Source organism: Pseudomonadota bacterium, from assembly GCA_013285465.1.
Classification (GTDB): Bacteria; Pseudomonadota; Alphaproteobacteria; order Micavibrionales; family CSBR16-224; genus CSBR16-224.
The window spans coordinates 2,515,364-2,536,765 of sequence record CP053449.1 but is presented as its reverse complement, the minus strand read 5'-3'; the positions used below and the strand labels follow the sequence as shown (position 1 = coordinate 2,536,765).

Annotated in this window: 18 protein-coding genes and 1 tRNA gene; 8 read left to right on the top strand and 11 right to left on the bottom strand. The window is 52.4% G+C overall.

Going from position 1 to position 21,402, the window contains the following annotated elements:
* Positions 1–203 precede the first annotated feature (203 nt).
* Positions 204–1,169 (bottom strand): hypothetical protein, encoded by a 966-nt coding sequence (locus tag HND56_12165; protein QKK06393.1) that lies wholly within the window; start codon positions 1,167–1,169, stop codon positions 204–206.
* A gap of 200 nt (positions 1,170–1,369) precedes the next feature.
* Between HND56_12165 and HND56_12160 the strand changes: the two genes are divergently transcribed.
* From HND56_12160 to ligA, 3 genes are read left to right on the top strand one after another with little or no spacing between them, the layout of a single operon-like run.
* Entirely contained in the window at positions 1,370–2,254 is an 885-nt protein-coding gene (locus tag HND56_12160) for an outer membrane protein assembly factor BamD (protein QKK06650.1), read from the top strand.
* Positions 2,255–2,283: 29 nt separating this feature from the next.
* Positions 2,284–3,966, top strand: coding sequence for a DNA repair protein RecN (recN, locus tag HND56_12155; GenBank protein QKK06392.1), 1,683 nt, complete (start codon positions 2,284–2,286; stop codon positions 3,964–3,966).
* Positions 3,963–6,041 (top strand): NAD-dependent DNA ligase LigA, encoded by a 2,079-nt coding sequence (ligA, locus tag HND56_12150; protein ID QKK06391.1) that lies wholly within the window; start codon positions 3,963–3,965, stop codon positions 6,039–6,041. The genes recN and ligA overlap by 4 nt, the downstream gene beginning before the upstream one ends.
* Positions 6,042–6,060: 19 nt before the next feature.
* Here ligA and HND56_12145 read toward each other — a convergent pair whose 3' ends face one another.
* Together HND56_12145 and HND56_12140 are read right to left on the bottom strand one after the other, a co-directional pair.
* On the bottom strand, positions 6,061–6,348 hold the full coding sequence (locus tag HND56_12145; protein QKK06390.1) for a hypothetical protein: 288 nt from the start codon (positions 6,346–6,348) through the stop codon (positions 6,061–6,063).
* Positions 6,349–6,452: 104 nt separating this feature from the next.
* Positions 6,453–7,097 carry an HD domain-containing protein gene (locus tag HND56_12140; protein ID QKK06389.1) on the bottom strand — a complete coding sequence of 215 codons (645 nt, stop codon included), beginning with the start codon at positions 7,095–7,097 and terminating at the stop codon, positions 6,453–6,455.
* A 113-nt stretch (positions 7,098–7,210) separates the two neighbouring features.
* Here HND56_12140 and HND56_12135 point away from each other — a divergent pair, with 113 nt between their 5' ends.
* The 3 genes from HND56_12135 (at position 7,211) to HND56_12125 (ending at position 9,978) form a co-directional block, all read left to right on the top strand.
* The gene (locus HND56_12135; protein ID QKK06388.1) at positions 7,211–8,251 is read left to right on the top strand and encodes an alpha/beta hydrolase; all 1,041 of its coding nucleotides are present in this window, start codon (positions 7,211–7,213) and stop codon (positions 8,249–8,251) included.
* Positions 8,252–8,408: 157 nt separating this feature from the next.
* Positions 8,409–9,533: an alpha/beta hydrolase gene (locus tag HND56_12130; protein QKK06387.1), complete on the top strand. Its 1,125-nt coding sequence runs from the start codon at positions 8,409–8,411 to the stop codon at positions 9,531–9,533.
* 100 nt (positions 9,534–9,633) lie between these two features.
* Entirely contained in the window at positions 9,634–9,978 is a 345-nt protein-coding gene (locus HND56_12125) for a hypothetical protein (GenBank protein QKK06386.1), read from the top strand.
* A gap of 131 nt (positions 9,979–10,109) precedes the next feature.
* On the opposite strand, the gene raiA is transcribed toward HND56_12125, so the two are convergent.
* The 4 genes from raiA to HND56_12105 form a co-directional block, all read right to left on the bottom strand.
* Complete coding sequence (gene raiA / locus HND56_12120) at positions 10,110–10,685, bottom strand: ribosome-associated translation inhibitor RaiA (GenBank protein ID QKK06385.1); 576 nt, start codon at positions 10,683–10,685, stop codon at positions 10,110–10,112.
* Between the two features lie 241 nt (positions 10,686–10,926).
* Complete coding sequence (locus HND56_12115; protein ID QKK06384.1) at positions 10,927–13,674, bottom strand: TraM recognition domain-containing protein; 2,748 nt, start codon at positions 13,672–13,674, stop codon at positions 10,927–10,929.
* 43 nt (positions 13,675–13,717) lie between these two features.
* Positions 13,718–14,191, bottom strand: a complete 474-nt coding sequence (locus HND56_12110) for a hypothetical protein (protein ID QKK06383.1) — start codon at positions 14,189–14,191, stop codon at positions 13,718–13,720.
* 80 nt (positions 14,192–14,271) lie between these two features.
* Positions 14,272–15,432 carry a type IV secretion system protein gene (locus HND56_12105; GenBank protein ID QKK06382.1) on the bottom strand — a complete coding sequence of 387 codons (1,161 nt, stop codon included), beginning with the start codon at positions 15,430–15,432 and terminating at the stop codon, positions 14,272–14,274.
* Between the two features lie 186 nt (positions 15,433–15,618).
* On the opposite strand from HND56_12105, the gene HND56_12100 reads away from it, so the two are divergent.
* A tRNA-Thr gene (locus HND56_12100) sits at positions 15,619–15,693 on the top strand.
* Positions 15,694–15,726: 33 nt separating this feature from the next.
* On the opposite strand, the gene HND56_12095 is transcribed toward HND56_12100, so the two are convergent.
* Entirely contained in the window at positions 15,727–16,827 is a 1,101-nt protein-coding gene (locus HND56_12095) for an FAD-dependent monooxygenase (protein ID QKK06381.1), read from the bottom strand.
* 271 nt (positions 16,828–17,098) lie between these two features.
* Between HND56_12095 and HND56_12090 the strand changes: the two genes are divergently transcribed.
* Positions 17,099–18,004 (top strand): hypothetical protein, encoded by a 906-nt coding sequence (locus HND56_12090; protein QKK06380.1) that lies wholly within the window; start codon positions 17,099–17,101, stop codon positions 18,002–18,004.
* Between the two features lie 4 nt (positions 18,005–18,008).
* Here HND56_12090 and HND56_12085 read toward each other — a convergent pair whose 3' ends face one another.
* The 3 genes from HND56_12085 to HND56_12075 all read right to left on the bottom strand — a co-directional run bounded on the left by HND56_12085 (position 18,009) and on the right by HND56_12075 (position 21,368).
* Positions 18,009–18,425: a hypothetical protein gene (locus tag HND56_12085; GenBank protein QKK06379.1), complete on the bottom strand. Its 417-nt coding sequence runs from the start codon at positions 18,423–18,425 to the stop codon at positions 18,009–18,011.
* Between the two features lie 45 nt (positions 18,426–18,470).
* Positions 18,471–19,454 carry a sel1 repeat family protein gene (locus tag HND56_12080; protein QKK06649.1) on the bottom strand — a complete coding sequence of 328 codons (984 nt, stop codon included), beginning with the start codon at positions 19,452–19,454 and terminating at the stop codon, positions 18,471–18,473.
* Between the two features lie 174 nt (positions 19,455–19,628).
* Positions 19,629–21,368, bottom strand: a complete 1,740-nt coding sequence (locus tag HND56_12075) for a DUF2207 domain-containing protein (GenBank protein QKK06378.1) — start codon at positions 21,366–21,368, stop codon at positions 19,629–19,631.
* Positions 21,369–21,402 lie beyond the last annotated feature (34 nt).

The following is a 21,402-nucleotide window of genomic DNA, read 5'->3' as shown; positions in this document are numbered from 1 at the left end:
CCAAGCATTTGGGCAAAATTCCTAAAACTTTTCTCATCTTCTGAGATGGTCTTACTTGGCAGTTCAACCGATGTAAATAGTTGCTGAGATCCATCGTGAAATACTCGATGGATCGTTAAAAGTCTTTTTTCTTCATTAACATGTATTGTGTGATAAAAATTTACTTTAGTTTCTGACATTATCTTGAGACCTATGGTCTGAGGTTAAAGCCGGAATGACCTGTTATTACGCGGTACGGCGGTTTTGTGCAGGGGGTGGTTTTTCGGCAGGGTACTGATTTTTTCCTCCAGCGCGCTGCGGATTTTATCCCATTCTTTTCCTTTTAGTGTGATTTTCTCACCATCCAGCATGACGCTGCTTTGCGATAGCGGGGTCATCAAAACCCGCGCGCCGATATAAAACACATCGCTGTCCGTTTTCGCCTTTAAAGTAATTGCGGCGATTTTGCGGAAACTGGCGGCAGTCGGTTTTTTGCCTTTCAGCGGTTTGAAGGCATCGCGCAGGCGTTTCAAATCCCTGGCATTGCGGGTATGGGTTTTGGCGTATTTTTTTGCCAGCGCGACAGTTTCTTTCGGCGACAGCGACAGGAAATCACCGCTGTCATTATCCATCAGGATTTTATCAACGGTGAAACTTGTGACATGCGAGCTTGTGCCGCTAAATACGGCGATCGCTGCGCGTTTGAAGCCGCAATAATCAATATCGCCCGCATCGCCTTTGCGGCGCTGCAAATGTTTCAGCAGCGCATAGGCATCGGCGGTGTTCTCGCCCAATGTGCCATGTGCCGTCGGCACAAGCGCATGCCCCGTTTCATGATCAAAAGTTGCAGCATCATCAATATCGCGGTCTTTCGGGTCATAAAGACGGTGGCGGTCGCTGTGGAAGACAATGCTACGCAGTTTTTTACTTCCCGTATCGATGGGTTGAAAGAAAGAGGTTTTGCCCTTTTTCGCCTCACGCATCGTGTCTTTTACATCTTCCAGCGCATCATCGTCATCATATAGCTGTTCCAGCACATCGGGATGCGCAAGCTGCTTGCCGGTTTTGGCATTGATGAAAATCGTGTCTTTTTCCAGAGCGGGATGATCTGCAACCGCTTTCGCCGCAGCTTTGTGAAAATCAAAGCTGAGAGGGGTGTTTTTAGATATGTTCTTGCGCTTGCGCGGCATATGTTAAAACTATGTTTCGTTTCCTGTGTGTCCTGTAAAATATTATTGCGACAACTTTATCCGCCGTCAATAAGAATTCGGGAAAAACCCGTGAAAATCCTCCCCTGTAAAACCGCGGGGGATTCTTGTTTCCGCCGCGAAAAACATGCTATAAGGTAAAAGACAAATAATCTTTCAGGGACAATAACGGGATGAGCGGTATGAAGCGCGGAATTTTAACCTGTCTTTACATTGCGCTGGCTTTTGCGCTGTTGCTGCCGGCGGGTTGTACGGGTAAAAACAAGGTAGAGGCCGTCAAAGTCACGCCTGACGGACGTATTGCCGCGCCCGAAACACCGAAAGCGGCAAAGCCGGATCAGCCGACGCCTGTGGAAAAACTTTACCGCGGCGCGGCATCGCTGCTGGATAAAGGCAGTTATCAGGCCGCTGCCGCGGAATTTGACGAGGTCGAGCGGCAATATCCTTATTCACAATGGGCAACGCGGGCGCAGTTGATGGCGGCCTATGCGCATTACCGTGATTTGAAATATGATGAATCCGTGTTGGCGCTGGATCGTTTTATCCAGCTTCACCCCGGTGACAAGAATATCGCTTATGCCTATTATCTGCGGGCGCTGTGTTACTATGAGCAGATTTCAGATGTGCGCCGTGACCAGAAAATGACCGTGCTGGCGCTGGAAAATCTGCAAAGCGTTGTTGACCGTTATGCCGACAGCATCTATGCGCGGGATGCGCAGTTGAAAATGGATTTGACGCTGGACCACCTTGCCGGAAAAGAAATGGAAATCGGACGTTTTTATCTGCGCGGGCAGCAATATCATGCGGCGGTCGCACGTTTCCAGCGCGTTGTTGACGATTTCCAGACCACGACCCATGTGCCGGAGGCTTTACACCGTCTTGTGGAAACCTATCTTGCGCTGGGAATTCCGTCCGAGGCCAGAAAGTCAGCGGCGGTTTTGGGTCATAACTTCCCCGACAGTATCTGGTATCGCGATAGTTACCGGCTGTTGAAAGGTGAAATCCCCGGTGAAGAGCTGGAAGTGAAACCGACTTTTTACGACCGCACGCTTGGAAAAATATTTTAATGAAAAAATATTCTAACCGGTGAAAAGCCATGCTGACATATTTAAGCATTCGCAATATTGTCTTAATCGAGGCGCTGGATCTTGATTGCGGCGCAGGGCTGATTGCCCTGACCGGGGAAACAGGTGCGGGAAAATCCATCCTGCTGGATGCGCTGGGGCTGGCGCTGGGTATGCGGGCGGAAACAGGGCTTGTCCGTGCGGGGGAGGAGAAGGCAGAGGTTGCAGCCTCTTTCGCGTTGACGGATAAGGATGCGCATATTTTTCGCTTTTTCGAAAAACAGGATATCGCTTTGCAGCCGGGGGAGGAGATTATCCTGCGCCGCAGCCTGACAGCCGACGGGCGCAGTAAGGCCTTTATCAATGATCGTCCCGTCAGTATCGGTCTGCTGAAAGAGGCGGGGGCGCGTCTGGTGGAAGTTCACGGACAGTTTGAAACACATGGATTGCTGCATGTGAAAACCCATCGCCGCGTGCTGGACCGTTTTGGCGGCCATGAAATTCTTTTGCAGGAAACAGCCGCGGCATGGGATGGCTGGCAGGCGGCGGCGGAAAAGTTGAAAAATGCCCGCGCGGGTCTGGAAAAAAGCAAAGAGGAACAGGATTATTTGCAGCATCTGCTGGATGAGCTGGAAAAGCTTTCCCCCGAAGCGGAAGAAGAAGACCGCTTGATGGAAAAGCGCAGCCTGCTGGCCAATCGTGAAAAGCTGGGCGAAGCCTTTGCGCAATGCCGCCAGATTCTGGCGGAGGAAGACGGCGCCGAAGATCTGGTGGCGCGGGCGCAGACCGTGCTGGACCGTGTCGGTGACGTCTCCCATGAGGGGATTGTCAATGCGGCGGGGGCGCTGGAACGTGCGGCGGCGGAAATCGCAGAGGCGCTGGGACAGCTGGAAACGCTGGGCAGCGGCTTTGATGATGAAGAGATGTCACTGGATATGATTGAAGAACGGCTGTTTGCACTGCGCGATTGCGCCCGTAAACATGGCTGCGCAATCGGCGCGTTGCCGCAAAAACAGGAAGAGATTGCCGCACAGCTGGAATTGATCGAGCATGAGGATGAGGCGCTGGCGCGTCTGGAAAAAGACGAAAAGGCGGCGCGGGAGATTTATGCCGCTGCAGCGAAAAAATTGTCGGAAGCGCGGCAGGAAACGGCAGCACGGCTGGAAAAAGAATTACTGGCAGAGCTGCCTTTGCTGAAATTGGAAAAAGTGAAATTCGTTGCCGAAATTGCCGTGCTGGAAGATGCGGCGGAATGGGGTATGGAGGGTATGGATCGCGTACGCTTCCTTGTCGCCACCAATCCGGGGCAACAGCCTGAACCTTTGCAAAAGGTTGCCTCGGGCGGGGAGCTGTCACGCCTGATGCTGGCTTTCAAAGTTGTGATGGCGGGCAAAAGCCGCATTCCCTGTTTGATATTTGACGAGATCGACAGCGGTATCGGCGGTGCGGTGGCGGATGCGGTTGGTGCGCATTTGAAACGGCTCAGTAAACATCATCAGGTCTTGGTGGTCACGCACAGCCCGCAGGTCGCCGCCAAAGCGGATGCGCATTGGGTAATCTCGAAAACGCAGGATGAAAAAACCGTCACGGAAGTGAATATTCTGGACGGCACCGATCAGCGCCGCGAGGAAATCGCCCGGATGCTGTCAGGGCAGGATATTACCGAAGAGGCACGTGCCGCCGCCGCGAAACTAATCGGGAGCCTTGCTGCATGATGCCCGAAAAAATCCGTGACATCACGGCGGAAGAGGCCACAGAAAAAATCTCTGCCCTGTCTGCGGAAATCGAGAAACACAATCTTCTTTATCACGGCAAAGACGCGCCGGAGATTTCCGATGCGGCTTATGATGCGCTGTTCCGTGAATTGCAAATGCTGGAGGCGGAATTCCCCGAACTGATCAAAGAAGACAGCCCGACGCAAAAGGTCGGCGCCTTGCCCGAGGCAAGCGGTTTTTCAAAGGTGAAGCATCTTGCAGGGATGTTGTCACTCTCTAATGTGTTTTCGGATGAAGAGGTGACGGATTTTCTGACGCGGGTCAGGCGTTTTTTGAACCTGCCCGAGGGGGAACGGATTGCCGTTTTTGCCGAACCGAAAATTGACGGCATATCCTGTTCGCTTTTATATGAAGACGGAAAACTGGTGACGGCGGCAACGCGCGGTGACGGTGAAACCGGCGAAGATATTACCGCGAATGTCAAAACATTGAAGGATATTCCGCAGACGCTGCCCGCAGACGCACCGCAAAAAATCGAAATCCGCGGCGAGATTTATATGCGCAAGGATGATTTTCTCAAACTCAATGAAACGCAGGCGGCGGAGAGCGGCAAAATTTTTGCCAATCCGCGCAATGCGGCGGCAGGCTCATTGCGGCAGCTGGATGTACAGGTGACGGCGAAACGTCCGCTGAAAATTTTTACTTATGCGCTGGGCTATTGCAGTGCGCCGATTGCCGAGACGCAGGAAGGGATTGCAAAGAAACTGGCGGCATGGGGCTTTCCTGTGACAGAGAATGCACGTCTTTGCGACGGGTTGGAGGATATTCTGCGCTATTACGAGGAAACGCAAAGCCAACGCGGCGAGATGCCTTATGATATCGACGGTATTGTTTATAAGGTCAACCGTCTGGATTTGCAGGAGCGGCTGGGTTTTGTCAGCCGTGCGCCGCGCTGGGCAACCGCACATAAATTTCCTGCCGAACAGGCGGAAACCGTGCTGGAAAAAATCAGCATTCAGGTCGGGCGGACGGGAACATTAACGCCTGTTGCGGAATTGACGCCTGTGAATGTCGGCGGGGTTATCGTCTCCCGCGCGACGCTGCATAATGAAGATGAAATCAAACGCAAGGATGTCCGTGCCGGTGACCATGTCATTATCCAGCGGGCAGGGGATGTGATTCCGCAAATTGTGCGTGCTGATTTGTCGAAACGCAAAAAAGATGCGCAGGAATTTATCTTTCCCGCGACCTGTCCCGAATGCGGCAGTCCGGCTGTGCGGAAAGAGGGCGAAGTAGCACGGCGTTGCACGGGCGGGCTCTATTGTCCTGCGCAGGCGGTGGAGCGGTTAAAACATTTTGTGTCAAAAGCCGCTTTTGATATTGACGGGCTGGGCGCAAAGATCGTGCAGGAGTTTTGGGAGGAAGGTTTTATCAAAACCCCAGCCGATATTTTCCGCCTGCCGCAGCGTGAGGGGATGGATTTGGAAAACCGTGACGGCTGGGGCGCGCTGTCGGTGAAAAATCTGTTTGCGGCGATTGAACAGAAACGGGTGATTTCCCTCGACCGCTTTATCTATGCGCTGGGCATCCGGCAGGTCGGACAGGCGACGGCGAAACGCTTGGCGATTGCCTATTGCAGCCTGGAAAACTGGATGGAAGCGATGGAAAAAGCGCAGGACAGGGAGTCGGAAGATTATGCCGCATTGCTGAATATCGAGGATATCGGTGCGGCAGTGGCGGAAGATATTTTGGCGTTTTTTGCCGACCCGCATCAGCGCGCCATTCTGGATGATTTGAAAAGTGAATTGACGGTGCAGGATTACGTCTCCAATGCCGATATGTCCAGCCCCGTGGCGGGGAAGACGGTCGTCTTTACCGGTAAGCTGGAAACCATGGGGCGGAATGAGGCGAAGGCAAAGGCCGAAAGCCTCGGCGCAAAAGTGGCGGGCAGCGTTTCGGCAAAAACCGATTACGTGATTTGCGGCGCGGATGCGGGATCAAAACGCAAAAAGGCCGAGGAGCTGGGCGTGACCATCTTGTCGGAACAGGAATGGGCGCAGCTGATCTCGGCCTGATTTTGTCTGATATTGTCTATTAGTCCAGACGGATGGTGCTGCCTTTGAAAATACCGGCGCAGACCGTACCTTCAACCTTTTTATTATTCTGGTTCAAAGCTGTGAAATGCGTGCGGTACAGATCACCCTTGCCGCAGCTGAAAGAATCGCGGCCACCGACGTCGATTTGTGTGAAACGCCCGTCATTTTGCAACGCTGCTCTTGCGCCGTCCTGGTCTTCCAGTCCGACAAGGTTCACACCGGCAACGCCGATTGTGGCGGCGAAAAGCCCGGCGAGAATGCCTTTTTCTAACTTACTTCTGGCCATGTTTTATTCCCTTCTGAAATTCATGAAATTATATTCCGTATCTTTCCCTTTAAAAAAGGTTACGGACAATACGCTTTTTTACGGAAAATGTCAAATCTTTCGGATTAAAAATCGGCGCTGATTTCTTTGGCGAGTTGCGCGCGGAAATCTTCCAGATAAGCGGCGCGTTCTGTAGCGAGTCTACGGCCTGATTCCGTTTGCATCATGGCGGGCAATTTCATCAGTTTCAGTGCGAAATGGTCCAGCCCGTATTCCTTGTCATCAAGGGGGCGGGCGCTTTCCGCCAGCGGGTCATCGGGATGAAATAGCGAGCGCCCCAGCCTGCCCGACACATACATGGTGCGGGCAACGCCCATTGCCCCCAGCGATTCCATACGGTCGGCATCCTGAATGATTTTGGCCTCAATCGTTTCCGCCGGAATATTGGCGGAAAAACTATGTGCGGCAATGGCGTGCTGAACATCCGGAATTTTCTCTTGCGGGAAAGTCATCTCTGCCAGAATTTCAGCGGCTTTTTCAGCAGAGAGTGTGGAGGCTTTGCTGCGGAGATCGCTGTTTTTCGGCGGGTTGACGACATCATGGAAATAGGCGGCGGCCAGCAGCACCAGCGGGTCGCTTTTTTCACTTTCCTGTGTGGCGATATGTAGCGCGATTTTATAAACGCGGCGGAAATGACCGAGATCATGCGCGGCATCATCAGCGGCATTGTCATGCCACCAGTTTTCAAAAATTTGTTGCCAGTTTTGCATTGTGAAACAGTCCCTTCAGGATTTTGTACCGCCAAGGCATGGCTTTTACCATTGAATAATGGTAAGGTGCAAGCCGTTATTGAAATATTAAAGAGACGGGCGGCACAGCGCATATGACTCTTCCGAAACGTTTTTTAAAGCCGGATGGTTTCGACTTTCCCAAATTTTTTACCAATGAGGATGGAAAACAGATCCGCTATGGCACGGCGCAGCCGCAAGGTAAAAGCCGCGGTACGGTTGTGCTGACAACAGGCTATGCCGATTTTACCGAGACCTATTTTGAAACAATTCAGGATTTCATTGATCGCGGCTTTACCGTCCATATGATGGATTGGCAGGGGCAGGGCGGGTCCGAGCGTTATTACGAGAACCCGCGCATTCCGAGCCCTGAGGGACCGTATCACAATATCCGCGATCTGCATCAATTTCTGCACGAGATTGTGAAACCTGAAAAGGATAAGCCGGTTTTTCTGGCCAGCCATTCCATGGGCGGGCAGATGGCGTTGCATTATCTGCGCGAACATCCCGGCGATTTTGACGGGGCGATGCTGGCGACGCCTTTTGTCGATACGGTGAAAATGCCGCCGGTTAAAGGCTTTTTGTCGCGCGCCTTTATGGAAGCGGCCTGCAAACTGGGGCTGGGACATAAGCGGATGACCCGTAAAAATATCGTGCGCCGCATTAAAAAGGAGCGCGAGGTTTTAAAAACCGATGAGCCGGTGCGGATGCGTCTGCACCAGTATTTTGCGGATTTAAATCCGGGATTGAAACTCGGCGATCCGACTTTTCTGTGGATTCGCAATATGACCCGCCGCGCCGATGTGATGCGCAGCGAGAAGGTTTTGAAATCCATCGACACGCCTGTGCTGATGGCAATCTGCGAAAAAGACCGTCTGGTCAATAATGACGCCATCCGTCGCGCCGCGGATTTGCTGCCGAAAGGTGAGCTGATCGAGATCAAAGACGGTTATCACGGGCTATGGACCGAAAGGCAGAAGATTCGTGACCAGTGGTTTGCCCGTATTGATTCTTTTATCGAAGGGATTGAAAAACAACGAAAACCTGCGGCTGAAAATGATAATAAGAAGGCGAATAACCCTGCCGCCCCCGCAGTGAAACAGGTGCGCCCGAAACAAAATTCCCCTAAAAAATAACAATATTACAAACTTACGGAAATATAGTTTTTCATAAGTTGTGCTTTTTGGGCAAAGAAAACAAAAAGCGGGCAAAAAATTCTTTTTGTCCTTTGCAGGGTGGAATCGTTATGAGATACTATATCTCGTCATACAGAAAAGACGGAGACACAAGCCGTTGAGTCAGCGTTGGAAAGAACCGGATGGTTTTCAATGGAGCACCTTTACAAATGAGGATGGTGCGGCGGTTCGCTATGGCCATGTTTCTCCCAAAGATAAAAAAGATATCAAAGGCACGGTTGCCATTCTGCCGGGCTTTCGCGAAACAGCGGAAAAATACCACGAAACAGTGCAGGATTTTCTCGACCGCGGCTATTCCGTTTATGTGATGGATTGGCGCGGGCAGGGTGGTTCCGACCATTATCTGCCGCATGATCCGCAAAAATCGCATAGTGAAGGATTTGACGCGCAGGTGCGCGATCTTGACCATTTCATCAGTAAGGTGGTGAAACCTGTGAAGGACAAGCCGCTGCTTTTGGCGGCGCATTCGATGGGGGCGCATCTGTCCCTGCGTTATCTAAAAGAACATCCCGGAATGATTGACGGCGCCATGTTAACGGCACCAATGCTGGATATTAAAACCGGCGCGCTTCCGAAACATATTGCCCGCACTTTGGCGAAACATGCCGTTTCCAGCGGTAAGGGCGAGAAATATATTCCCGGCGGCAAAGACTGGCAGGAAACCGCTTTTGCCGATAACAAGCTGACCCATGATGAAACGCGCCATAATCTGGGGCAGGATATCATGAAAAACAATGTGCATTTGCAGACAGGTGATCCGACCTATCGCTGGGTGCATGAAGCCTTTAAATCCATGGATATCGTGAATGACGAATCCTATCTGCGGTCGATTGATACGCCGATCCTGCTGGCCAGTGCCGGACAGGACGAAACCGTTGACGTGCCGCCGCAGGACCGCGCTGCAAAAATGCTGCCGCGCTGCACACAGGTAAGCTTTCCCGATGCCCGTCACGAAATCTGGATGGAAACGGATGATATCCGCAGTGACTGGCTCGCTAAATGCGATACATTCCTGACGCAATTTGATAACAAAAAAAAACTGGCGCGTGATTTCGACAAGAACGCCCGTAAGAACGAAGACTGGAAAGGCGCACATCCGCCGACACCGCACGGTCCGCGCCCCCGTCATATCGAAGATGACAGCCTGCCCGGTCAGGGACAGGACAATGGCGGTGATGACAAACCCTCTTCTTCTTTCAATAACCGCCGTTTCGGCATTTAAGTTACTTTAACTCTTCGGTTTTTCTTTTGTGAAAAAGTTTTTCCAGGCTCTACGCGCATTTGTTTTGTTACTGATTGTCTCATATTTTTCGGCCTTTTTGATGGGGGGCGGAATTTTACTGCATGTTCTCGGCTCTGAAAAACTCTTCCACGGCGGTGATAACTGGGTCAGTTTGATTGCAAGCGCCGCAGCGGTCGGCACAGGTTTGGCAATGGGGGCAATCATTCTTTTTTATATTGTCTTTCTGATGATGTGGTCTGGCGGTGAAAGAAGTCTGAAAACTTATATACGGACAGGTTTTTGGTGCAGCGCTGCGGGAGGGATAACCTTCATCATCATGCCACCGCTTTGGGCGTTGATGGTTGTCACATCGATTCCGGCAACGGCGGCTTTTGTCACGACATTTTCATGGCTGGAAGGACGGCTGGAAAGGCGTGTTCTGTGAGAATGTTCTTTTTATATCTTCGGACATTAACAACAAATGGACTCCCGCTTTCGCGGGAGTGACGGTGTGGGATATAAAAAAAGCCCGCTGATAAATCAGACGGGCTTTTAAAATTTTATGGTTTTGGGCGCTTACGCGTCTTTGGGGTCGACCCAGCCGATATTGCCGTCTTTGCGGCGATAGACCATGTTCAGGCGTTTGCTTGTCGGATGGCGGAACAGCAGCGCCGCATCATCCGCCAGATCAAGACGCATAACGGCGTCGCTGACGCTCATCGTCTGGATGGCCGTCGCCATTTCCGCGATAACGGCGGGTTCGTCACCCTGCACTTCCTCAACATCGTCCTCATCCAGACCGCCGCTGATCGTGTAATAGGCGGCGTCGGTATTGGCGGCTTCGGGAAGCTCTTTATGGTGATCTTTCAGTTTGTTTTTGTAACGGCGCAGGCGTTTTGCCAAACGGTCGGAAGCCGTGTCAAAGGCCGGATACGGGTCAGAGGCCGCATGCTGTGCCTGCAGGACAATGCCTTTACCGACATGGATGGAAATATCCGCCTTGAACAGATGCCCGCCTTCCTTCGAGAAAACGACGGTGGCCTCGATCGGGTTCGGGAAATATTTTTCCGCAGTTTCGACAAGGTTTGACCGCACATGTTCGCGCAGGGCGTCACCAACATCCAATTGTTTACCTTCTACTGTCAGGCGCATTTTGTTTCTCCTTCAAATTGATGCCACCACTCTTAATTCATTGTACAATAAAAAATGTGATTTTTATTGTACGCGTTCACGACGCCACGCAGGCTTCGCCCAAAGGGCGCGCCGCAGTCGCGGCGTGTTATCGTCGTTTGCTTTCTGCAACAATTTTAAAAACGACGATAAAAACTCTATTCAGCATGTTCTTTGCACGTTTTAATGTTATCTTTGGGCGGTTTTTCGGCTTTTGTCAACCTTATCCCGTTTTATCGGAGAAGACGCGGCTGCTGTCATCTTCCGGTTTCTCGTCATCCGTGCCGATAATATCCGCCCATGACAGTGTTTTCTCTTCCTCGGGCTCCGGTGCGGCAGCCGTTTCAGGCGGTGCGGCAGGCGGCGGCGCTGTTGCCGGTTCCGGTACCGGCGGTGCGGCCGGTATTGCGGCTTCTTCGCTTTGGCCGATAATATCCGCCCATGACATGACGGGTAAATCTTCGGCTTCGGGCGGAATTTCCTGTGCCGCTTCTTCCGGTGTTTTTTCCGGCACCGGTTGCGGCACCGGAGGCGGCAGTGTTGTTTTGAGCAATTTCGAATCCGCTGCCGGAGGCATCGGCGGCGGTGTGGACGGCATGGTTTCGGCATCGCCGCCGATGACATCCATCCATGTCAGCGGTTTCATGTTTTGCGCGTCTTCTTCCTGTGCGGCTTCCGGCGGTAGCGGTGTCGGCGGCGCTGCCGGAGCTTGAGACGGCGGCGCAGAGGATGATTGCTGCTGTACCGCATACATCGGATCATCCGCCGCGATATTTGCGGCGGTCTGCGGTTGTTTCTGCGGTGCGGCCTCTTCGCCCAGATCAGCGGCAAGATCCTGTACCATCTGGTCTTCGAGTTTACCGGCATCCTCGCCGCCGATAATATCATTCCATGCCAGCGGCGCATTGCCGTTGGTCATGACGGAAATTTCCTCGGTAATCTGGTCATTTTCCTGTTTGTCAGCGCGCTCGGCCTGAACCATCTCCACGGAAATCAGGTTATGATGTTCGGCAAGTGCTGCAACGGCCATTGTGGCGGATATAACGGAATCCTCGCCATTCTGTTTACCAAGGGCAAAGCCGCCGGCAATTGCGGCCACATCTTCGTAAGTATCGGTGACGGGCTGCTGCGCCTCGGGGTCCCAGCGTTTGCTGCGCAGGCGTTTGAGGATATCGCTGACGCGGCGCATCCCTTCCATAACCTCTTCGCCCGGCGGAATAATCGGCAGGAAACGCTGGACGCGCATGGCTTTGGCCATACCGGGATTGGCGTAATAGACCTGCAATTCGGCAACACGCTCACCAAAGGCGCAGACGGCGCGGCCTTCGCGGAAGGCGCGCAGCTCATCATAATCGGCACGGGCGCGGGCATGGATGCTGGCCTGGTTGGTATCATTATAAGAGCCGCTGAGCGATCCGGCATCTCGGGTGAAGGAGGAGACCTCCGCCACATAGGCGCTACCGACGGTTTTCTCGAAAAAGTCTTTTGTTTGCGTCGGATCCTCAAGCTTCCCGAACAGCTTGATGTTACAGTTGGCCGTGATGGAACGCGCTTCTTCCTTGACGCGTTTTTCCAGCGCCGGTAAATCCTGTGCCGCATAGACAAGGCAGAAACCCAGAGAACGGGCCTGAGCGGCCATCACCGCCATACCGGCGGCAGTATAGTAACCAACCTCATCAAAGATGGCCATGAAAGGCGTTTCGGAACGCGTCGGTTTGTTTTCAATCGCGGTTTCGGAGGAGCCTTCCACCGTCGAACCCAGCGTTGCACCCATCATACCTTTCAGGGTCGAGGCGATAATTTTACCGAGGTTAGCGACCTCGTCACTTGATTTTTCCAGTGCCGGAATCAGGGTAATCAGGATGCGGCGGTTCAAGACGCAGTCCATCATATCGACATCAGCGGCCTGGGTATCAAAGATATAGGCGTAGTCATCCCCCAGAGACTGCAGGGAGCGGGTAAACTGCATTGACAGGTAACCGTGCTGCTGGCGCGGGACGGAGGTGTCGACCATCGGCGCATCGGGGGGCATCGGTTTTTCTTTCCCCTCATCATCGAAAGCGTCATCGACATAGCCGGGAAGCTCGTTCAGATAGCCGACAATCGCAATACGCAGATTTTCCGGTACGGCCTGATCGCGTGACAGGCGGATCACCTCGCCGAATTCCAGATGTTTACGAATGACGCTGACATTCAGCGGGATATTCAAATTCTCGCGCCGCCAGACCAGACAAGGCATCAGGGAGGAGGCAAGCGCGACCGCACGCTCTTTCCACATGGCGTTATCGCCTTCGGCATCCGGCATCAGACTGACGAGCATATTGGTCAGGTAGGAGGCGGAGCCGCTGGAAAACGGGTTCAGCGTATTGGAGGCAACACGCCCGCTGGCGCTACCGGTCATATAGTTCATCACCAGCAGATCATCATCGCGGCCAAAGCGGCGCGCCATTGCGGAGATACTGCTCCACAAATCGGTATCGGCTTTACCATCGACATAGATGAAGCCCGATCCCCAGCAGAGGGCGTTGGTGGAGAGGGCTTTCAGCCCCTCGGTTTTACCGGAGCCCGTCGTACCGAGATAAAGAATATGCGTCCGCGCATCGGAGTTGGTGAACCAGACTTCCTCGCCCGTATCCATTTCATTGCCAAGATAAAGAATACCGTCGGCCTGACCGTATTTACCGTCGGGGCGGACATTGTTCTGATCTTTTATTTTTGCGGATTTCGGCAGTTTGAACGGCAGAACCGTCTTTTGTGAAACCAGCCACAGGAAATAACACAGATTAAACAGAAAGATGACATCCGTGGCCATGACAGCCACCGGATCGGCATAAATAAGATAGGCGGAACCGATGAAAATCGTGGAGGCGGTGCCGCCTTTGCGCATATTCTCGCCGATGCGCGTGGAAAGCGGGCGGGCATCCCTGAGGATGTCCTCCCTTTTCCGCTGATATTTCATCTTAATGGCCATGCGCCATCATCTCCGTTATTATCTGATCCTGTTTTGCGGGGAATTATTCTCCGAAAAGGTCATCTGCGGATGTCGGAACACCCTGTTTGATCGGTTGATTATCCTGGCCGACAATCGGCGGCGTGCTGCCCGGATCCATATTATATTGTATCTGCTGTTGCGTGGTGGGTGTGGAAATACCGTAGAACAGCACCATAAACATCAGAAAAAGGAAAATGTAAAACCATGCGCGTTTGTAAAAAGGCTTTTTGGCGCTGAGAGGCTGATAAGACAGGAAAACGCCCGTAATAACGGTCAGAGCCGTTTCGGCTTCGTCCTGATCGGGGAAGATTGCGATTTCCTCCTCTTTTTCCGGTGTTTTCAGCACCAGAATATATTTTTTATTTTTGCCCTTCAGAGCGAAACCGGCCTGTGAAAGGCTGTCCATACTGCAACGCCAGATGGCCTTCGGTTCTGCGGAACCGAAATCCATGACAAGTGCATCGCCCATGACTTTCGCCGTTGTTTTTCCGGACATATTAATAAACTCCTCTGTCTTTCTTTATTCTAACCGTTAAATATCATTATTTTGTTAACCGCCTGCAGGTGAGAAATTTTTTACCCCTTGGCCCGTTTCGGGATGGGACGCCCGGCCGGACCGCCGACATATTCCTCTACGGTACGGATGGCATCGTCGAATTTCGGGGTCGGGATTTTCTGCCCTGCAATCAGTTCATAAGTGTAATGTGTTGTCGCGCCCATAGCCTCGGCATGGTAGGCCTTGCGCCCGAGATTGTTCAGCGGATACCACAGCGTGCGGTCATAGCCGCGCAGCCACAGGAATTGTGACGGTGACAAAACCCCGCCTTCATCGCGGGCGCGGGCAAGGGCGCGGAGCATGGCGGTTGTGACAAAGGCGTGTTTATTCGCATATTTCGTTACGGCATCCTGCGCTTTGGGGTCAGCGATAATGCGGTTGATCTCCCGCTTCAGCTTGCCGGGAATGCGCAGGCCTTTATCATGGCTCCATGCCAGTGACAGCTCGTTCATCAGCTGGTCACTTTCTTTTCTTTTGCGGATGGCCTTCAGACAGAAAGCGGCATAAAGCGCCTTGATGTGCAAAGGCAGGTTTTCCGGCCCGCGCCAGCGCTGCCCCAGCTGTTCGGTCAGGGCATGGAAGGCTTTGTCACGGTCCAGCTTTTTGTTGATATAGGGAATATTGTGATAGGCGATCCATTCTTCGGGGCTTAAAGCCTCGGCAAAAAGCGGCAAATTCTCCGGTACGGGATCACCGGGGACGCGCGACTTCATTTTGCTCGGGTTGAATTTGACAAAAGGCGCGATGACGGGGAAATTTTTGGCATGTTCCGTTAGAATCCCCTCCAGATTCATGCGCCGTTTATATTTTGTGCCGGGGCCTTTGATAATCGCCCATAATCCGAACAGGCACATCAGAACAATCAGAGGCATTTTGATACTGTGCATGGAAATGAAGGTCATTGCCTCAATTTCCCGCTTGGTGATGCTTTTCGGATTGGCGCGGCGCAGGAAATTATACCATGTATCAAGGCGTTGCGGCCCGTATTGCGGGTGGACAACCTGATGTTTCGGATCGTGAATCAGCATGGCGACTTTCAGTTCCGCAACCCGCACCCAGCGCAGCCCGCTTTTTAACTCGTTCTGGAAGACCGTCCAGATAAGAAAGGAAAAAATAGCGACAAAGGCCAGAAAGACCCATAACAGGGTCATGCCGTCATCTTTATCCTTTTGATATGACATGGTTTATTACCTTGATCAATAAATAGAGCGCACGTCCCGACAGGGTGTGTGCAAATCTTCCTGCTGTTATTTTATCCGCGACATTCGCAGATTTCAAATCCATGATAGCAGAAAGGGGTAAAAAATGTATTGAAAAACATTTTGAATCTGGTGTATCTTCGGGCAGATTTCCAAGAAATGCGATATGCCGGAATAGCACAGTGGTAGTGCAGCGGTTTTGTAAACCGAAGGTCGGGGGTTCAAATCCCTCTTCCGGCACCATTTTTCAAGGCTTCCCTACTGTAAACCCACCCTTTACGCTCCCAGCGATTTTTTGAGAACCTTCTGCCGGAGTGTCTTGATGTGCATGGCTGCGCCGACACCCATATTGCGGGCGGCCTTCATGAAAATGTTGCTGTATCCCGCCACGCGCACGGCAAGACTGCTGTCGCGGATAGTGGCGGCGCCATCGGCCTTGCGTTCGCGCGTATATCCTTTGGTGTCGCCTGTGGCGATGCGGCGGGCGAGGGAGCAGGCGTCCCTGATGCCGAGATTCATGCCGCCCTGCACACCCGCGGGCGCATAGGTATGTGCCGCGTCGCCTGCCAGAAAGATATTGCCCTTTTGATAGGTTTTGACGTGGCGCACACTGACATCGAAGGAGTCATTGAAATGCAGCTTGTCGATGCTGTGCTCGCCGAAAAGGCAAGACATCGCGTCATCCGTATTGGCCACAGCGCGGTAGCGGTTGCCGCCCAGCGGTACGACGACCGCGAATTTACCGTCCTTGCCGATGAAGTACTGGATTTCATCCTGCTTGTGCGGCCAGTTCTTGCTGTCAAATTCGGCGGCGCTCCACTTGCCGGGATAGATTTTTTCTTTGAATTTGATGCCCGCCTGATCGCGCACCGTGCTGTTGACGCCGTCTGCGCCGATAACGGCGTTGAAGGTCTCGGTCAGGCGCTTGCCGTTTTTCTCCATCACGGCCTCGACCGTGCCGTCCTTTTTCCGCGTCAGGCTGACAAGGCGCGTATTGTATTCGACATTCCCGCCCAGTTCCTCAAACCGTTCCTGCATGATGAGTTCGGTGTGGTTTTGCGGCAGACAGAGCAGGAAATTATATTTATGCGCCAGCTCGTTAAAATCGAGCGTGATGCTTTTGCCCTTTTCCTGCATGATCTTGGCATTATTAACCTTAATGCCGGTGGCGGCAAGGCGCGGCGTCACATCCGATGCCTCCAGTAGCTCCAGCGACTTGACGCTAAGACCCGTGGCGCGGCTGGTGGGGGAAATGCACGTCTTGGCATCGATGACTTTCGGCACGATACCCTGCCGCGCCAGCTCGAAAGCTGACGTCAGACCGGTGGTGCCGGCGCCGACGATGAGAACCTTTTTCGGCTCCTTCGATGAAGACACGGGTTCACGCCTTTCTCATAGGGTGATGAAGAAATTATTGTACTGCGGTGCGGAATGATTTCAAAGGGCTTTTTATTTATGCGTCACCAAAGCTTATCCAATTTTTTACCCTTTTCATGCCACAATATGAAGAATACTAAGACCTACTCTCTAGCGGGGAGGTGTTTTGTCTAGAAAAATTGAAAATGACCGGAGTAAGGCGTATCCTGCCGGAACAGTACAAAAGCTGTTTTGTCTGCAGCTTTATTTTCTGAATGCGCTGATCCTTTGTATGGGTGTTCTGATGTTACCGGTGAATCCCGGCGGTATCATTGTTATCCTGCCCACAGCATTGTTTTTCTATGCGGCATCGTTACGGGAGCTGGAAAAGCCCGATAACATAATGCCGCTGCTTAGCCAGATTGCGAACGCTGCCTTGTTTCTTTGGGCGTTTTTTCTGTTGGAAAAAAACGGAGGGGTGTTTTGCGTTTTTTTGATGCTGCTCTCGGCGGCGAATATCGGCCATGCAGGCGGAAAATATCAGTCACATACTGACTGCGACAGCTTATCTATACCACTTATGACCGTGACATTATTCACAGCTTTTTTTGCGGCTTTGTATGGCATATCCGGCAGTGTCGGGCCTTTGTTTGCGCTTGCCCTAAGTGCTGTTTCCGCTCTGGTGATGGAAATCAAGCGACGCGGCATAACGCCAACGGGTAAGAGGTTATTTTATTATATAGCGGGCTATCTTACAGTTTCTCTGTTGAGCGCTTATGCCGTTGCTGCACAAAAATTCAGCCTTGTTGTCTTATTTCTTCTGGTCGGTGCTTTTAGCGTTACGATGCAATTGGCACGCGGGTGGAAACTGTCTCTTGAATCGGTGGTCAGGGGCAGTTTCTTTGCATCACTTATTTTCCTGCTTCTTTATCTGGATATAGGGGTGCTGCTGTTTGCTATTCTCATATATGTAACTTTCTGGGCAAATAAACCGCAAACATCTGATTTACAGGAACAGCAAGGATGGCGGTTTGGAACGGTTATGTGGATGTTCGTTGTCGGTATGGCGCTGATTTTTTATCTGGGTGTTGTGGCAGGCAGAGCGGATGACGCCCGTCTGAAGCGTATTGCCGCTTTACAGGCGCAAGCCGTGTTGCAGAAAAGCGATCGCATTCCTGAAAAAGAAGCTGCGCCGTGATCTTTTACAGGCTGTTGCCTTTGTGCCGCTTTGGGTGCGGATTTGCGGAAGGTGTTTTTTGCGGGCAGATTTCCGCCATAGCTGTGATGCCGATCAATTTATAAAGCGGTGCGAGTTCTGCCGTCAGGCAGGATGAGGGAATTTGCGCGGCGGGGTCATCAAGATGCGGCAGAACCGTATCGACCAGCTTTCCGAAAAGAAAAACCGTATCATCCCAGAGTTTTTTGCGGGTTTGATCTGTGAGAACCAGTAAAGCGCCGGCCATGGTGGAAGTTCCGAGGAGGTCTTTGTCCTTCATGGCGGCGGACAGAATTTCCTGCCCTTTTCCGTGATGCGCCCATGCGGAAAAATCCGTCATTGCCGCAGAAAGCTTTTGAAAGCGTTCTTCTGCCTTGGCATGTGCGGGATCATCAGACGCCATGCGGCGTGCCTCCTGTTAAAGTGAAATAAAAGCCGGGCTTTATAGTTAAAGCTTGGCCACGGCGGCTTTTCCGCCCCATTGCTGGACGAACCATTCCGCTTTTTTGGAGCCGATTTCTTTCATCGCATTCAGCGCCTGTTCGGGCTGTGCTGCGGTGCCGAGGCCGTGATATTGTGCATAGGCCAGATCAACCTGTGCCTGCACATTACCCTGCTCTGCGGCGCATTTGAAGAATTCGACGGCCAGTTCCTTGTTTTCCGCAACGCCGTCAAAGCCGTTGAACAGGAAATAGCCAAGATCTTTCACACCTTGTGCGCTGCCGTTTCCGGCGCGGGAAAGCGATTCGGCTACGCGGGAGGATGTCTCGCCGCCGGCTGTCCAGCTGTTAAAGCTTTGTGTCACATCGCCGCAGGAGAAAGCCGGCACGGCGGCAGCCGTTTGTACAACTGTTTCCGTTGCGGCGGTATTGACGGTTTCAGTTACAACTTCGGGCACAACTTCGGGAACAATCGCGGGCACGATTTCCGCAGCGCTCGTAACGGCGGATGTATCAATCGGTGCAACCAGTGTTTCACTGCCCGTTGTCTGGGGAATAACGGCTGTTTCGACCGGCGCGGGGACGGTATTAACAGCGGCATCATTGGCGGCGGTTGTGAGGCAGGAATCAAATCCGCCCGTGAAATAAGCAAAGAGGGCACCACCGACACCTGCAAAGGCGGAGGAAATCAGGAAGGTTTTGCCTGTTTCTTTTGTCCAGAATTTCGGCGCATCCAATCCGCGTTTTTTCGCCTGACGTTTTTTGTTGAACCATGTTGCCGTGGCAACGGCTGCACCAACAGCGACGGAGGTCAGGGCAATTGTTCCGACCGCGGGAAGACATGTCGCAAAGACCGAAGCGGCAACCGCTTTCGCTGCCCAGGCCGCGCCTGCACCGGCGGCCACGTTAAAGGCTGCCGACAGGATTTTCTCCCCCGTTGTGGTTTTGAAATTTGTATCTTTTCCAGCCAATGCATCGCGGCTTTGCGCCATGATGTCTTTCAATTCCGAATCCGCCATTTTCACACCTTTTCCGTCTTAAAAATGATTCTGTTGTAATAATAGCGGAAACATTAACATAATAATAATATTTATGCAAGCGAATGCAGCTTATGTTTCTGAAAAACAGGAGAAATAATGAAAAACGGTCAAGGCGGAAAAAGGCTTTTACCAGCCGCCGCCGCCACCGCCGCCGAATCCGCCGCCGGAAAAACCGCCGCCGCCCGAGAAACCGCCGCTACTGCCGGAGGAGCTTGGAGCCTGCGCCGCATGGCTGAGTGTGGAAGACAGACCTTTGCTGAGATTGCTGCTGATTTGCGAAACGGAAGGGTGTTTGTCGCCATAGCTGCTATTGTACCAGCGCGGATGATAGCTGTCCTGCTCCGCCCGCGGCAGGGATTTTTTGAAATATTTTACCCATTTGTTTTCCACGCCCAGCACAACGGCATAGGGCAGGTATTTTTCAAAAAGTTCGGGGGTCATTTCCGGCGGATGCAGGAAGTCCAGCCGCGATTTTTCCGCCGTTTTCAGGTAAAGGCGGAAGCCCTCGATACGGTCCATTTTCTCGCGCCCGTACATGGTCGGGGCTTTCATCAGATAATAGAACATCAAATGCAGAAGAACAGTGGCGCCGATCAGTCCGAAACTTTGCGGGGCGAGCGCCGGATCACTTACGGCGTGATAACCCATCAGCATCATGGCAAGCGCCGAGACAAGGAAAGAAATTGTGACATATTTGCTGTTTTTCAGGAAATATGTATGGGCGTATTCTCCCTCAATCGCATCGGCAAAACCTTCCAGAATACTCACGAATTTGGAATTGTATTTTTTACTGATCGTAAAACTGTTGTTATGGCGGAACATGCGGTAGGCGATATAGGCCTCACCCGGCGGCAGGCCGGGGATTTCGCCTTTGTCCTTTACCAGCTTGTAATGGTTTTTCTTGCTTTGCTCGATTTTTAAAACGCCTTTCACGGCCAGATTGATGATGGCGGCGGAAAAGGCTTCGCGCTTGTCGGAATGCCCCATCCCCATATTACGGATATAGCTGATCAGCGCGGGGGAGAAATTATCCGGCGGCACAAATTCGGGAATAATCGTTCCGCCGTCGGGATCGCGCCCGATCATCACCCAGAGTGTGAACAGGTAGCAAAACAGCAGCACGACATAAAGAACCGTTGCGGCGAAAAGCGGATTTTCGGCAATACGCAGTCTCAGCTGCTGCCAGACATCCGGTTGGGTGACAAGGCCCTTCGGGAAACCGGCGGCCACTGTCAGCCCCTCCCGTGCTGCCAAAGGCCGTGAGGCCTGTACCGATAATGCGCTGGATACGGGGTCCCAATAAGCGCTGTAGCTGCGCTCCCGACTGCCTTTATAACCGGTATAGACACGATGGCGGCTGATGCTGGCGCCATCGGGCAGATATAAGGCGGCAGAGGCTTCGCGTATCGGGAAATCCCAGTCATTGCCGGTGACGTTCCAGTAAAGCTCGTCCATATCGCCGAGAAAACTGACAACGCGGTGGGTCTGATAGGTCAGCTGGTACCGGTGAATTCCGTGCGGGATAAAAGTATCTTTATCGCCGATATAGATGCGTTTGCCATTCTGGCTGTTGACGATGTGATAGGGTTCGGCATGGCCGTCACGGCTGACGGCAAGAAGGCGAAAACCGATACGGAAATGCCGCCCGTCATCATCTTTGTAACGGACCGGAAAATCACGGTAAATACCGCGCTTTATTTTTTCTCCCTCTGCCTGAACGGTGATATTTTCCGTGACCAGAACGGAGGAATCCTTTTGAATGCGGATATCGCTGTGAAAGCGTATGATCTCCTCAGCAGCCAGGGCGGGTTTTGCAAACAACGCAAAACAGCAAAACAGAGCCATCAGGTAAAACAGGCGTTTCATTTCTTTACATCCCCATTCGTTACTATTCGCGGTT

Bases quoted from the DNA above. Each gene is read 5' to 3' on its own strand.
- HND56_12165 (QKK06393.1), bottom strand. From the start codon at position 1,169: ATGCCGCGCAAGCGCAAGAACATATCTAAAAACACCCCTCTCAGCTTT.
- HND56_12160 (QKK06650.1), top strand. From the start codon at position 1,370: ATGAAGCGCGGAATTTTAACCTGTCTTTACATTGCGCTGGCTTTTGCG.
- recN (QKK06392.1), top strand. From the start codon at position 2,284: ATGCTGACATATTTAAGCATTCGCAATATTGTCTTAATCGAGGCGCTG.
- ligA (QKK06391.1), top strand. From the start codon at position 3,963: ATGATGCCCGAAAAAATCCGTGACATCACGGCGGAAGAGGCCACAGAA.
- HND56_12145 (QKK06390.1), bottom strand. From the start codon at position 6,348: ATGGCCAGAAGTAAGTTAGAAAAAGGCATTCTCGCCGGGCTTTTCGCC.
- HND56_12140 (QKK06389.1), bottom strand. From the start codon at position 7,097: ATGCAAAACTGGCAACAAATTTTTGAAAACTGGTGGCATGACAATGCC.
- HND56_12135 (QKK06388.1), top strand. From the start codon at position 7,211: ATGACTCTTCCGAAACGTTTTTTAAAGCCGGATGGTTTCGACTTTCCC.
- HND56_12125 (QKK06386.1), top strand. From the start codon at position 9,634: ATGGGGGGCGGAATTTTACTGCATGTTCTCGGCTCTGAAAAACTCTTC.
- raiA (QKK06385.1), bottom strand. From the start codon at position 10,685: ATGCGCCTGACAGTAGAAGGTAAACAATTGGATGTTGGTGACGCCCTG.
- HND56_12115 (QKK06384.1), bottom strand. From the start codon at position 13,674: ATGGCCATTAAGATGAAATATCAGCGGAAAAGGGAGGACATCCTCAGG.
- HND56_12110 (QKK06383.1), bottom strand. From the start codon at position 14,191: ATGTCCGGAAAAACAACGGCGAAAGTCATGGGCGATGCACTTGTCATG.
- HND56_12105 (QKK06382.1), bottom strand. From the start codon at position 15,432: ATGTCATATCAAAAGGATAAAGATGACGGCATGACCCTGTTATGGGTC.
- HND56_12090 (QKK06380.1), top strand. From the start codon at position 17,099: ATGGGTGTTCTGATGTTACCGGTGAATCCCGGCGGTATCATTGTTATC.
- HND56_12085 (QKK06379.1), bottom strand. From the start codon at position 18,425: ATGGCGTCTGATGATCCCGCACATGCCAAGGCAGAAGAACGCTTTCAA.
- HND56_12080 (QKK06649.1), bottom strand. From the start codon at position 19,454: ATGGCGCAAAGCCGCGATGCATTGGCTGGAAAAGATACAAATTTCAAA.
- HND56_12075 (QKK06378.1), bottom strand. From the start codon at position 21,368: ATGAAACGCCTGTTTTACCTGATGGCTCTGTTTTGCTGTTTTGCGTTG.